The sequence below is a fragment of the Microcoleus sp. Pol17C6 genome, from assembly GCF_036701145.1.
Classification (GTDB): Bacteria; Cyanobacteriota; Cyanobacteriia; order Cyanobacteriales; family Microcoleaceae; genus Microcoleus.
The window spans coordinates 82,520-95,196 of record NZ_JAUBQH010000020.1 but is presented as its reverse complement, the minus strand read 5'-3'; the positions used below and the strand labels follow the sequence as shown (position 1 = coordinate 95,196).

General features: G+C 46.4%; 12 protein-coding genes and 1 CRISPR repeat array. Of the genes, 4 read left to right on the top strand and 8 right to left on the bottom strand.

Annotated elements, in window-relative coordinates; all coding sequences use genetic code 11:
• Nucleotides 1-192: 192 nt before the first annotated feature.
• Nucleotides 193-708: an ATP-dependent Clp protease proteolytic subunit gene (locus QUA25_RS12595; protein ID WP_333038173.1), complete on the top strand. Its 516-nt coding sequence runs from the start codon at nt 193-195 to the stop codon at nt 706-708.
• A gap of 6 nt (nt 709-714) precedes the next feature.
• Here the strand turns inward: QUA25_RS12595 and QUA25_RS12590 are convergent, their stop codons facing one another.
• From QUA25_RS12590 to QUA25_RS12580, 3 genes are all read right to left on the bottom strand, one after another.
• Nucleotides 715-954 (bottom strand): hypothetical protein, encoded by a 240-nt coding sequence (locus QUA25_RS12590; RefSeq protein ID WP_333038166.1) that lies wholly within the window; start codon nt 952-954, stop codon nt 715-717.
• Nucleotides 955-967: 13 nt separating this feature from the next.
• The gene (locus QUA25_RS12585) at nt 968-3,133 is read right to left on the bottom strand and encodes a ShlB/FhaC/HecB family hemolysin secretion/activation protein (protein WP_333038164.1); all 2,166 of its coding nucleotides are present in this window, start codon (nt 3,131-3,133) and stop codon (nt 968-970) included.
• A 780-nt stretch (nt 3,134-3,913) separates the two neighbouring features.
• A complete protein-coding gene (locus tag QUA25_RS12580) occupies nt 3,914-4,921 on the bottom strand; it encodes a protochlorophyllide reductase (protein ID WP_333038163.1) in 1,008 nt (335 codons plus the stop codon).
• 95 nt (nt 4,922-5,016) lie between these two features.
• On the opposite strand from QUA25_RS12580, the gene QUA25_RS12575 reads away from it, so the two are divergent.
• Entirely contained in the window at nt 5,017-5,289 is a 273-nt protein-coding gene (locus tag QUA25_RS12575) for a hypothetical protein (protein ID WP_333038161.1), read from the top strand.
• Nucleotides 5,290-5,312: 23 nt separating this feature from the next.
• Here QUA25_RS12575 and QUA25_RS12570 read toward each other — a convergent pair whose 3' ends face one another.
• From QUA25_RS12570 to QUA25_RS12560, 3 genes are all read right to left on the bottom strand, one after another.
• Entirely contained in the window at nt 5,313-6,431 is a 1,119-nt protein-coding gene (locus QUA25_RS12570; protein WP_333038158.1) for an alkene reductase, read from the bottom strand.
• 124 nt (nt 6,432-6,555) lie between these two features.
• Entirely contained in the window at nt 6,556-6,708 is a 153-nt protein-coding gene (locus QUA25_RS29475) for a transposase (RefSeq protein WP_445242219.1), read from the bottom strand.
• A 77-nt stretch (nt 6,709-6,785) separates the two neighbouring features.
• Nucleotides 6,786-7,758: a CRISPR direct-repeat array (repeat unit 37 nt; unit sequence GTTTCAATCCCTGATAGGGTTTTAGGTTGTTTCCGGC).
• Between the two features lie 287 nt (nt 7,759-8,045).
• Entirely contained in the window at nt 8,046-8,261 is a 216-nt protein-coding gene (locus QUA25_RS12560) for a hypothetical protein (RefSeq protein WP_190731630.1), read from the bottom strand.
• A gap of 264 nt (nt 8,262-8,525) precedes the next feature.
• Here QUA25_RS12560 and grxC point away from each other — a divergent pair, with 264 nt between their 5' ends.
• Nucleotides 8,526-8,840 carry a glutaredoxin 3 gene (grxC, locus tag QUA25_RS12555; RefSeq protein WP_333038155.1) on the top strand — a complete coding sequence of 105 codons (315 nt, stop codon included), beginning with the start codon at nt 8,526-8,528 and terminating at the stop codon, nt 8,838-8,840.
• 44 nt (nt 8,841-8,884) lie between these two features.
• Here the strand turns inward: grxC and menD are convergent, their stop codons facing one another.
• Nucleotides 8,885-10,801, bottom strand: a complete 1,917-nt coding sequence (gene menD, locus QUA25_RS12550; protein ID WP_333038152.1) for a 2-succinyl-5-enolpyruvyl-6-hydroxy-3-cyclohexene-1-carboxylic-acid synthase — start codon at nt 10,799-10,801, stop codon at nt 8,885-8,887.
• 73 nt (nt 10,802-10,874) lie between these two features.
• Between menD and QUA25_RS12545 the strand changes: the two genes are divergently transcribed.
• A complete protein-coding gene (locus QUA25_RS12545) occupies nt 10,875-11,174 on the top strand; it encodes an antibiotic biosynthesis monooxygenase (protein WP_333038150.1) in 300 nt (99 codons plus the stop codon).
• Nucleotides 11,175-11,229: 55 nt separating this feature from the next.
• Here QUA25_RS12545 and QUA25_RS12540 read toward each other — a convergent pair whose 3' ends face one another.
• Nucleotides 11,230-12,663 (bottom strand): isochorismate synthase, encoded by a 1,434-nt coding sequence (locus tag QUA25_RS12540; protein WP_333038149.1) that lies wholly within the window; start codon nt 12,661-12,663, stop codon nt 11,230-11,232.
• Nucleotides 12,664-12,677: the final 14 nt, after the last annotated feature.

The following is a 12,677-nucleotide window of genomic DNA, read 5'->3' as shown; positions in this document are numbered from 1 at the left end:
GTTGTAAGATGGATTCAATAATCTTCATGTATGCAATCTGTTGAGCTTGTGTGTTTTTATAGCTTAACCTAAAAGAGTGCCTTTTTTTCTGTTTATTTTGGGTTCAGATAGCACTCAGTTTTTTCGCTTCTGTGCTTTATTGCGTAAGCATCCCTATTTAAAAACTGTCCGGAGTATTGACTTAAGAAAAGGATTGTAATCATTAGTCAACCTATAAATGATGATTTGGCAAGGACGGTTGTAGCTCAATTGCTTTACCTAGATTCTCAAGCACCAGGAAAAGATATTTATCTATACATAAATTCCCCTGGGGGTTCAGTAGCATCGGGTATGGCTATATATGATACTATGCAATCCCTTCGCTCCGATGTTGTAACAGTCGGTATGGGTCTGTCGGCTTCTATGGGAAGTCTACTGTTGGCTGGAGGTACAAAGGGAAAACGTTTTGCCTTACGTCACTCGCGAATTATGATTCATCAACCTTTTGCAGGTGTTCAGGGGCAGGCCAGAGATATTAAAAATCAGGAAAAAGAAATTCTCCATTTGAAAAGACAACTCACTCAGCTATTAGCAAATCTTACTGGTCAACCCTTGCAGCGAATCCTAGTCGATACCGCTCAAGATTTTTTCATGTCTGCCCAGGAAGCTAAGGCGTATGGGATTATTGATAAAGTAGTGGATAAACTACCTTTAAGCTGTCAAACATAGTCTCACTCAGCTCAAAGCCCCTAACACTTTCAATGTAGCTTTTTGAGCGTTCGTCAATTCCGTTATACCTTGAATATTCATGCCTTCATACAGCCGATCGCCCATCAACGTCCTAATACAACATCCGGTTGCGACATCCCACAGCTTAATTGTGCGATCGAGGCCGCCACTTAATAAAATTTGACCGTCAGCGCTAAAGATGAAAGTGTTGAACTCTAGCGTTGCGTAGGGTTCGATCGCACTCAACCCAACTTAAAATTTAGAAAGCAAAGTAATTAATCCGAAAGTATAAGCCTTTTTCCTGCAAAGTTCGATCGCCCGATCGAGCATTGATCAAAGGAATGCCGTAGTCTAGACGCACATTCAACCGATCGCCCATCTGCCAAACCAGGCCCAAACCCGCACCCAGCAGTTTATCCGACTCAGGATTCGCCTTTTCCTCCGAATGGTTCCACCCTACCCCAAAATCAATAAACGGAGCCACTTGCAACAATCCTTCGACTTCCGGGACACGCCAAACCGGAATTCGCACCTCCGCAGACGCGATCGCACCGCTATCAGTTAGCAGCAAATCTTGGCGGTATCCGCGCACGCTTTGAACGCCGCCGATCCCGATTTGTTCCAGGGAAAGCAGGGGGCGATCGGCTAATTGAATATCGGAACGCACAATCAGCAGGGTTTCTGGCGCTAGCAGCCGCACGTATTGGGCTTGTCCGCGCCACGCCAGAAAACTGCTGTCAGGCCCGCTATCGTTCGCAGTAGCGCCGAACAGATTAGTGCCGAGGGAAAATTGCGATCGCGCCGCGAACACTTGGCTAGAACTCCGCTGCACGTATTCTTGAAAAAAGCGCACAGCCGAAACTCGCGTTTCGCCACGCTCATTTGCTCCCGCCGAAAGCGCAAATCGTTCCCCCGACAGGAATGTATCGCTTTCTTGCCGCGAAAAACTCAGTCCCAAAGCCAAAGTGCGATCGGGCTTTTCGACAATCGGCTGGCGGTAAGTTAATTCGTAAGTCCGCGATTTCCCCTCAATTTCAGCAGCATCAAACGGTTCCTCGATGATATTGGTGCTAGCAGCACTCGCTGCGAACCCAATCGTGCCGTTGCGCGCGTTGACGGGGACTGTGTAGCTGCCGTTGAATTCATTGCTGCCGTCGGTGTTAGCATAAGATACTTCTAATCCGTCGCCCAAACCGAGCAAATTGGCTTGATTTATGCGAACACCGCGCCGAAAACTGCCGACGCTGGGCGATCGGTTGTTGTCTGCGAACACTTCACCGTTAAAGCTGTCTGCTTCTTTTACCCGCACTTCTAAACGGCTGTTTTCCGGGCGGCTTCCGGCTTGCAATTCGGCAGAAATATTGCCAATTAAGGGGTCGAGTTGCAGCAATTGCAAGGCTTCTAGCAGACGATCGCGATTCAGGGGCCGTCTGGTAGCGCGCTCAAGGCGCGATCGCACGTAATTTGAATTCAAGCGCCTGTTTCCAGTAATCACAATTTCATCTAATCCGCCTTCTACAATCCGAATTTTCACCACACCTCCGTCTCTCGGAAAGGTTTGGTTGGCGAGAATTACAGCGCCGGAATTGATGTATCCTGCCGTTACATATTTTTGAGTGACGGCTGCTTCGGCTGCGATCAGTTCCGCAAAGGTGATTTCGCGCCCCGCAAACTGTTGCGTAACTTCTGCGAGTTCGCGATCGCTAAAAGCTGTGTTGCCCTCAAATTCAAAGCCAGCGACCCTAATTGTACCCGGAATCCCCGGTGTAATTTCGCTTTCAGCGGGTGTTGGCTGGGTGGGTGGGAGGGGAGACGGCGCAGGCGGTTGCGGCGGCTCAGGAGCTGGCAATTCGGGTTCTCGCGGCAAAATTGGGTTGGGCAGTTGACTCAGTTGCAAGTCGCGATCGATACCCAAATCAATTTTTTGTCGGTCAATATTTTCTTCTAGCTTTTGATCTGAGTTCAAAAGCTCGGTTTCTTGAGTTTTTGTGCTGAAAGTGCGATCGGTCTGAGATGTGGCACCATTGTCAATAAGCCTTTTACGGGCGGGCAGGATGCCCACCCCACAAGAAAAGTCACTCGTTGTGGAACAGGCATCTTGCCTGTTCTTGAGAATGCTGTAAGATGTCACATCGACTGAATTTGCCGCAGACGGCGGTAAGTCGGGAGTTTCCGCAGCCACTGAGTGTTCTGACTCTGTGGGTAACTGGGTTTCCTCGTCTTTTACCGGCAAGTCTTGGCGTTTGTCAAAAGTGGTTTCGTTAGGGGCTAAAGCTCGATCGCCTCCGCTGCTAACTGCTGCCAAATCCTCAACATTTGAGGTCAAAATTTCAACGGTGCTAGCGGATGTTTTCGCTGGTTTTCCCAGCCAAACTAACCCAAAAATTCCAGCGAGTAAAAATAGTTTTTGTGAGCGACAAGCCATAGGATATAATTATTATCTCGCTTAAGTGGGGGAAAATATTTTCAGGAAGTGAGCACCCTCAAGTAAAAATCAATCTTAACAGCAAAAAAGGAAACAGCCGTCGCAGCCAACAGTTTCGGCGACGCTACAAACCAAAAGGTCTATCGACGGCTGTTCATTTCCCAAGACTTACGCACCAACCGGGTTCTTATCCGAAAAAATATCGTGTAAGTCGATCGCAAACGGTAAAAAAAACCAAATTTTTTTTGTTGCCAAACCTACGCTTTCATGCTAATGCAGCGACCAGAACATTCCTGCACGCCAGGGTAAACCAGAAACCGGGTTGTGTCCGAAAAGACGCGCTACAACTGAGATCTTGCAGCATTCTCAATAATCTTTTTATGAACAGGCAAGATGCCTGTTCCACAAGAGATAAATTTTCTTGTGGAACAGGCAAGATGCCTGTTCTTAAGAATAGTGAAAGATGTGAGTTACAACCCGCAAAGCCACTAAACAACCCGGTTTCTTTAATTTGGGTGCATCATATCGTTTCCGGTTGCATCGAAATAATAAAATCGAGTCAACAGTTAACACTCAACCATTCAGTTTTTCGACCCGCCCGTCAACAGTCAACAGTCAACAGTCAACAGTCAACAATTCCGGAGGAGTGCAACCGGAATTGATATCATACCAAATCCGACTTTAATACCCCCTTTATTATTGAGTCCGGGTCTACCCACCTCCTGTGCGTAGACGCCGTTTCAACTGCCAAGCCTGATAAAGGGGGTTTGTAACTTTGAATTATGCAGAGCGACCCGCACTAGCCGCAGCACCCATTTGAGCCCCGTCAGTCAATCCCACCAACTTAGCGCTCAACTCCCACATCCGCTCGCCTTTTTCATCATCGCGGGCCTGGGGAGAAACCTTTTGCACAAAAGACTTACCATCTTTTTTCTGGCGATTCCCCCAACTCCAATAAGCCCCAGATTGCTTGTATTCGGGATCGGCAACCACCATCGCCAGCCTTTCCCCCGCCAACTCCTGCGACACGTAACCCCCGGTGATATTCTTCTGAAACAGCGGGAACAGCTTCTGAAACAAAGGATAGTGGTTGCGGAACAGCGGCGTATCCGCAACGCATCCCGGATACAGCGAAGTGAAAGTAATCCCCGTGGATTCGTGAAAACGGCGGTGCAATTCCCGCATCGTCAGCACGTTGCAAACTTTGCTATCTTTGTAAGCCTTGACCGGTTCAAACTTCTTGCCGTCAACCATCGAAATCGGGTCTTTGAAACCCGCTTCAAAACCCTCAAACTTGCCCAAATCCGGGCGCGGCGGAATCTTCCCGCCCAACTCGTCTGGATTGTGAGTCACGGTTCCCAAAATCACGATTCTCGCATCGGAATAATAGGAAGGCTTCATATTTTCCATCATCAGGTTGCACAGCAGAAAATGACCCAGGTGATTGGTAGTCATCGTCAACTCGTAACCCTCCGGGCTCCGCAGCGGTTCCTTAATCAAAGGCATATAAATGGCGGCGTTGCACACCAAAGCGTCCAGAGGCCTGCCGCTGGCCTTAAATGCCCGAGCAAACCGACGCACGCTCTCCAAATCGCCCAAGTCAATCTCCATGATGGAGAAACTGCCTTCAGGTATGCCCAACTCTCGGGCGGCGTCTCCGGCTTTCCGCACGTCCCGACAGGCCATGACTACGTGCCATCCTTTGTCTGCGAGAGCTTTCGCGCCGTACAAACCGACGCCGGAGGAAGCGCCGGTAATGATAACCGTTGATTTGTGATTTTGTGCCATCTTGTTAAAAGCGCTTCCGCTATTGATTTTTTTCAGGCACTCAAACGCTGAGCTAGCAGCTTGGATGTTTGGAAGTACCCTATGGTTATTAGGATATGGGGAAACGTTCTCGATCTCAACTGGGAGCCTCTCACTTTTGCAGCCAAGCCCAAAATTGGAGGCCGGAGACAGGAGGCAGGAGGCAGGAGGCAGAAGCCAGGAGGCAGGAGGCAGAAGAAGTGTTTTTACAAATAGGAGATGCTCGCTCTCAACGGGCGATGAAAATTAAATATAGCTCCAACTCCGACTCCTATTTTGAGAAATTAACCGTAAATCTTTTAGGGGCGGGTTCACCATTATCTATGATGCACGTACTCGGTATTTATTGATAAACCCGCCCCAACCAACTCAACTAAGAAATAGCTGCTGGTTCCTGATAGGTAGGGAAATCGATATAACCTTCAGGCCCAAAAGAATACCAGACGCCGACTTCAGCAGGCGGGTTGAGCGGCCAACCATTAGTAAAACGCTCTACCAAATCGGGATTGCTGATAAAATCCCGACCAAAAGCTATTAAATCAGCAACTTTGCTGCTCAGGGCCGTTTCAGCCTGTTCTTGAGTATATCCGCAGTTGCCGACGAGCGGCCCTGCAAACACATCGCGAAACTCTGCTATCATCATCGGTGTTCCCAATTCATGAAAGCCAAATGCTAGACCGTCCACTAAGTGAAGGTAAGCTAAATCATAGGCATTTAACTGCTCTGCGAAATACAGAAAATCTTCTCGATAACTGGGAGAACCCATATCATTGAAAACACCGTTGGGAGAAAGTCTAACTCCCACTTTGTTTGCCGGAAATACTGTGATAATCGCCTCGACAATTTCCTTAAGAAAACGGTAACGGTTTTCAACTGTGCCACCATAGGAATCAGTGCGGTGATTGGTTTTGGTTTGCAGGAACGTGTCAATGAGATAGCCGTTTGCAGCGTGAATTTCTACACCGTCAAAACCTGCCATTTTGGCTCGTTCGGCCGCCTTGCGATAATCTTCTACAACCAGGGAGATTTCATCGGTTTCTAGAGCGCGGGGGGTTTCGTAGGGTTGTTTGCCTAGAGGGGTATGAATGCCTTCTCCGTTTATTTTGATGGCAGAGGCTGCAACTGGCAATTGATTGTTTTCATGAAAACTGCTGTGGGAAGCTCGTCCGCAGTGCCAAAGCTGCATGAAAATCGGCGTTTGGTGGGCATGAACCGCAGTCACAACTTGTTTCCAAGCTTCGCCTTGCTCGTCTGAATAAATACCGGGCGTATTGAGCCAACCATTAGCTTGAGTAGAAACCACAGTGGCTTCTGTAATGATTAAACCAGCGGAGGCTCGCTGAGCGTAATACTCTGCCATCAAGGCATTGGGCATCCGCGTTTCACCGGCTCTGGCTCTCGTTAGGGGTGCCATGACTACCCGATTTTTTAAGGGTAAATCTCCGATTTTGAAGGGGCTGAGTAGGAGTGGAGAAGTTGTTTGATTGGTCATAATTTTGGTATTGTTTCAACTGAATAATCTGGGAAATCACATATAGCAACTGCCCGTGTTAGGATGCAAGGCGCAAGACATCCAAGAATCGCCAAAACGCAAGCAATCAAACTCATCAAGCTGTTTACGAATTTGACTTTTTAGCCAAGACTCTTCTTTGTTCAATTTTGTTAAACTCTGGAGAGTATGGCGGTAAATATAATAGTCTACACCCTGCTGTTTGAATCAATTCCTGAATCCGACCACTTTTATCAAATGTGAGATTATCTATGACCACTACCTGTGCTGTGACAAGTGTTGGAAGTAAAATTGTTGCTAGCCCAAGAGATGAGTAAGGAGATGGATAGCTGCGAGGTTTCAATCCCTGATAGGGTTTTAGGTTGTTTTCGGCGCACTTTTTGGGTTACGACCAACAAACCAAAAAATGGTTTCAATCCCTGATAGGGTTTTAGGTTGTTTTCGGCATGAAGAAGAACGGGAAACAGTGAAGCGGTTTCAGGTTTCAATCCCTGATAGGGTTTTAGGTTGTTTCCGGCTCAAGAAGTAAATTTGACATTTTACGCTCAACTTAATGTTTGAATCCCTGATAGGGTTTTAGGTTGTTTCCGGCTTTTGCAAGGAGCGTCCAAGCCGAGTCTCCGTCGTTTCAATCCCTGATAGGGTTTTAGGTTGTTTCCGGCACTTGCGGCATGGTGTAGATCCAATAAATTTTAAGTTTCAATCCCTGATAGGGTTTTAGGTTGTTTCCGGCGCACCATTGCATTCTGATATGAAAGGTTTGGCACGTTTCAATCCCTGATAGGGTTTTAGGTTGTTTCCGGCCGCCGCCGCAGAAGCGAAGGCAGAAGCCGATCGCAACTTTAGTTTCAATCCCTGATAGGGTTTTAGGTTGTTTCCGGCTACCCAAGAGCAAATCCGCCTCGAAAATGCCCCTAAGTTTCAATCCCTGATAGGGTTTTAGGTTGTTTCCGGCTTTTCTCGCTCGCAACGGCGGCAACTTAACAGGTTTCAATCCCTGATAGGGTTTTAAGTTGTTTCCGGCGTAATACGACGTGGCTAGAAGAATAAAAAATCTAGGTTTCAATCCCTGATAGGCTTTTAAGTTGTTTCCGGCATTAGCAGAGGACGCTGACATCGAACTCATAAAGTTTCAATCCCTGATAGGGTTTTAGGTTGTTTCCGGCCTAATGCCATTTTTCGCGCCTATGTTCAAGTAGGTTTCAATCCCGGATAGGGTTTTAGGTTGTTTCCGGCACGGCGGAAGTTTTTAGTTAGGGTGCTGACTGCTGCGTTTCAATCCCTGATAGGGTTTTAGGTTGTTTCCGGCCCAAAATTGAAGCTTTAGACGTGGTTAAAACACAAGTTTCAATGTGCGCGATCGATTCCAACAAAAACTGATCGCCCTCTGCCGCCAGTACAACCTGGAAATCCGCGATTAAATCAAAAAAAAAGCAGCCGGTAAAGGCTGCTTTGACAAATAAACCGTTGTTGAGTTAGAGGAGAAAACTTTTAAATCGAATTCAAATTACTGCTGTTTCCACTCCTGCCTGAGTTTCCACTATTTTCATCTACCGCTGACTCACCCTGCCTTCAGAACAAAACTTCAAATCCCGATTAGAATGCTGCTGAAAGTTCGTTGACTACTTTCACTCGGCCTCTGAGCACCGCCCGCAGCAAGCGGTTGACACAGCCTCTGTCTTCGTCATTCAGAGAGTCGTCGAAGGTGGCGGCCATCAAACCGTAGCGATCCGCCAGAGTCAAAACGCCTGTATCGGTTACAGAAGCGAGGATTTCAGAGATAGCGCCGGGAAGGAGTTGTACGGGGTGCATGGCAGTGCGGTTGAATTCGATATATTTATCATCTTCTGGTTTCCTCAAAAGATCGGTGATATTAATGAGGCCGCGAATGTGATTCTCTAGGGTGAAAGCAAGTGATCCGAGTAGAGTAAAGTTGTGACTTGGGTCACAGAGCCACAGGTTGCCACAGGCAATTCCATCCCGCGCCGATTTTTGGGTAGGACGTGGGGCTGACGGCATTTCGCTAAAATGATCGTTAATGCCCCAACCAGTTTAATTTTTACCCCAGTACCGAAAATGCTTGATTTTCTCAATCCCATCTTGGGCCGCAAGCCCGATCGCATCAAAGCCAATGTGGAAATCTATACTTGGCAAACCTGTCCCTACTGCATCCGCGCCAAAACTTTGCTGTGGTGGAAAGGCGTAAATTTCACGGAATACAAAATTGATGGCGACGAAGCGGCTAGAAAAGCAATGGCCGATCGCGCTAACGGACGCCGCAGCGTACCCCAAATTTTCATTAATAACCAACACGTAGGCGGCTGCGATGACATTCACAAACTCGATGCAGATGGAGAGTTAGATGCGCTGCTAGCTCAACCAGCAGTTTAAATTAGTGTAGGTTGGGTTTCGTTCCACCTGCTCAACCTACAAATTTACAAATCTTTGGCAAATTTACTTAGATTATCTTGCCGCCATTTAGCATCGGCGCGCCTGTCTGTTTGCAATTCTAAGACGCGAATCCCGCTATTTGGCAAAAAACTTAATTTTTGTTTGAACTGTTCCCAATCCTCAATTACCTCGTGTTCCACGCCGTAAGTTGCACATAACTGAGCAAAATTGATATGCTGCGGCGTGGCAAAAAACTCTTCAAAGGGCGGGTCAAATTTGGCAACGGGCAACATTTCAAAAATACCGCCACCGTTGTTATTAATTAATATGATTGTCAGATGACCGACAAATTTATTTTTAATTAAAAAACCGTTTGTATCGTGCAAAAGTGTTAAATCGCCTGTTAGCATGATGCTGCTTTGATTGCGGTGAGCAACTCCCAAAGCTGTTGATAATGTACCGTCTATACCGTTAGCGCCGCGATTGACAAAAGGTTTTATTTCTAAGTGGTTTGGCTTCCAGAAAAACTCTACATCTCTGACGGGCATACTGTTGGCAATAAATATCGGTGTTGCGGGCGGCAAAATTTGGGAAAGCAGCCAGGAAACTTTGGGCTCGATTATGTTGTTAATTGCTGAGATTTTTTGGTCTATTGTTTGTCTGACTTGGATTTCGGTGTTGCGCCAAAGTTGAAGGTATTCGTTGGTAGCAGGGGCTCGATCCCCCCCTAACCCCCCCTTAATAAGGGGGGGGACAAGAGTTGATTCCCCATTGGTCAGGGGGGGGATTTGATGGGAGATATTAGTGGTAGCAGGGGCTCGATCCCCCCCTAACCCCCCCTTAATAAGGGGGGGGACAAGAGTTAATATAGTTGCGAGATTAGTTGCGAGATTTTCTACCGAGGTTCGCAGGTGAATTGTTTGGCCGTGTAGGGGATCGAAATTGTGGTGGCTGGGGTCGATTATGTAGCGTTTTGGTTTGGTTTTGTCTAGCCAGTTTCGCAGTTCTTTGCTTGTGGGTAAGTCTCCGATTTGAATGGCGATTTCTGGGGTTAATTTATCTGCTAGTTCGCGGTTTCGCAGGATTAAATCGTAGGTGGAAATTAGATAAGGATTGAGTTGGGCGTAGTTTCTGACTGGGGATAGTCCTTCTGCTAAAACAGGCCAGTTTAAGGATTTGGAAATTTGGCCGATCGCACTACAGTATTTTTCGGCAAATTGAGGCTGTGCAACGCCTGCAATAATAATCCCTTTGCTGCACTTTTCCCACTGTTGCATGGTACTTCCTTCTCCCCCCCTTAACAAGGGGGGGCTGGGGGGGGTAGAGCTTTCTCCCGCGAAAATGGGTTCTAATCCTGCAAAGAAATCTTCGGGATTAAATTCTGTTTCTAAAGCTTCTACGGCTATGTCTGGAACGGGTATAAGTGGGTCGCGAAACGGGATGTTGAGGTGGACGGGGCCCGGTGTTGGAAATTGCGATCGCTCCCAAGCATACACGATCGTCTGCCGCAGATAGTCTAGCATTCCTGTGGACGCAGAAGGTATCGCTAATTCGGCTTGCCAGTGGGGATAATTGCCGTATAGTTTCACTTGGTCGATCGCTTGTCCGGCGTGACAGTCCCGCAATTCAGGAGGTCGATCGGCGGTGAATATTAGCAGCGGAATTCGACTTTCTCTGGCTTCTATGATAGCAGGATAAAAGTTGGCTGCGGCGGTTCCAGATGTGCAAATTAGTGCGGTTGGCAAATAGGATTTTTTGGCAATTCCTAATGCAAAAAAACTCGCTGAACGTTCGTCGAGTATGGGAATAGTTTCTAGTTTTTTGTTTTGAGCAAAGGCTATTGTTAGCGGTGCCGATCGCGAACCGGGACAAATGACGGCGGTAGTTAATCCCAACCGCTGCAAAGTTTCTGCTAATACGGAAGCCCAGACGGTATTTGTGTTGCGAAAATCTATTGGCATTGCTAAACCTGAGTAGCTCAACTCTGTATTGTGCTAGGATATTATACTCAAATAATTGTCAGGATACATTTTTATGATTCTTGAGGCGGTTGTGCTTAATGTCAAATCTGGCTGTGAGGGTGATTTTGAGATAGCTTTTAGAGAAGCCTCCAGTCTGATATCGTCTATAGATGGATATTTATCTCACGAACTTCATCGCTGCACAGAAGTTCAAGGAAAATATCTATTATTGGTAAGATGGGAAAATTTAGAAGATCATACAATTAGATTTAGGAATTCCGCTGAATATCAAGAGTGGAAAAGAATGCTTCACCATTTTTACGATCCTTTTCCCATAGTAGAACATTTTGAGGAGGTGAAAATTAAACATTAACACAGACTCAATCAATTAACTTGACAACTCTAGCTCCTGCAAATTAGCTTAATTATTAGACTAAAGCATTTAAAAGTGGTTGTAATTTGAGCTGAATTTCTGCTAGTTCTTTCTCTGGTTCCGAACCCGCCACAATACCAGCACCAGCATAAAGTATAGCCCGATCGCCATCGATTAAAGCCGATCGAATGCCGACGGCAAATTCGCCGTTGCCGGCGCGATCGATCCAGCCGAGGGGTGCTGCGTACAAAGAGCGATCGCAGCTTTCGCAGCCGCGAATTTGCTGTAGGGCAATATCTCTCGGTACGCCCGCCACCGCTGGCGTTGGATGCAGTTGGGATAAAATCTTTAATAAATGAATATCACGGGGAATTCTAGCCCTTATGGGTGTCCACAAATGCTGAATGTTTGACAGTTGCAGCAGCCTGGGAACCGGGGAAAAGTCGGGATTGATACCCAGACTCGACAGGCGATCGACTATAAAATCAATTACAACTCGATGTTCTCGAATATCCTTTTCGCTGTTGAGTAAACCTTTGCCTAAATTCGCATCTTCGGCTTCATTTTTCCCCCTCGGTGCCGAACCAGCTAAGGCATCTGTTACTAATTCATTTTTGTGAATGCTGATTAAGCGTTCTGGACTGGCACCGATAAAATTTTGACCTTTGCCGTTACTGGTGGAAAATACGTAGCAACCGGGATAAGTAAGGCGCAAGTTATTTAAGGAGTCTATTAAACTAAAAGGGGTTTTGGAAATGACATTTATTGCTTGGGATAAAACAATTTTACTGAAATATTGAGAGTGGATCAATTCTAAAGCTGACTTGACGGAGGTTTTAAATTGAGTGGCATCATTCACAGGAATTTGTTTTAAAAATATGGAACTGTTTCTAATAGAAGTAATTTTTTTGTAAGGAGAACACGAAATTTTATAAAAACTTTGCCAAATATTATCCGTAATACTCTTAATATTTAGATCGCGGTTTATGATGGCATTTGCAACAATTATGCAGCTATCTTTCAGGCGAGTAATCTGCCATTTTGGTAAAAATACGGTGCCAGGGGGAAAGTAAGAATTGGTGGTCACATTCTCATCGAAAAAAGCAAAGCTACAAAAAAAGTGCGGCCCGCTGAAGGGCAAGCGTTCTGTACCGATGGTAATTGTTCGGGCAAGACAAGATTGAATAAAATTTTGAGCAAGGGCAAATCGATCGCTTCCGGCTACTGTTAGATGGATAGTCGAATCTAGGGCGGCGATCGCAAAACTATTGCCTGAAATCGGGTCTCTTTTTTCAAAGTAAAAGTGCCGCTGGCAAGGTTCGGAAATTTCTTGAAGTACAACTAGCGGATCGACGGGGGCAATCTCCTGAGAAATACTAACTATCTTTGTTTGATCTTTTTCCGTTAAAGACTGCTGGCAATCTAACAGAAACTGATGCAGTTGATTGCGGTCTTGTAAAAGATTAGCGCGGTGCGGTATTACTGTCATGAAAGCGAGAATAG

Bases quoted from the DNA above. Each gene is read 5' to 3' on its own strand.
- QUA25_RS12585 (WP_333038164.1), bottom strand. From the start codon at position 3,133: ATGGCTTGTCGCTCACAAAAACTATTTTTACTCGCTGGAATTTTTGGG.
- QUA25_RS12580 (WP_333038163.1), bottom strand. From the start codon at position 4,921: ATGGCACAAAATCACAAATCAACGGTTATCATTACCGGCGCTTCCTCC.
- QUA25_RS12575 (WP_333038161.1), top strand. From the start codon at position 5,017: ATGGGGAAACGTTCTCGATCTCAACTGGGAGCCTCTCACTTTTGCAGC.
- QUA25_RS12570 (WP_333038158.1), bottom strand. From the start codon at position 6,431: ATGACCAATCAAACAACTTCTCCACTCCTACTCAGCCCCTTCAAAATC.
- QUA25_RS12560 (WP_190731630.1), bottom strand. From the start codon at position 8,261: ATGCACCCCGTACAACTCCTTCCCGGCGCTATCTCTGAAATCCTCGCT.
- grxC (WP_333038155.1), top strand. From the start codon at position 8,526: ATGCTTGATTTTCTCAATCCCATCTTGGGCCGCAAGCCCGATCGCATC.
- menD (WP_333038152.1), bottom strand. From the start codon at position 10,801: ATGCCAATAGATTTTCGCAACACAAATACCGTCTGGGCTTCCGTATTA.
- QUA25_RS12545 (WP_333038150.1), top strand. From the start codon at position 10,875: ATGATTCTTGAGGCGGTTGTGCTTAATGTCAAATCTGGCTGTGAGGGT.
- QUA25_RS12540 (WP_333038149.1), bottom strand. From the start codon at position 12,663: ATGACAGTAATACCGCACCGCGCTAATCTTTTACAAGACCGCAATCAA.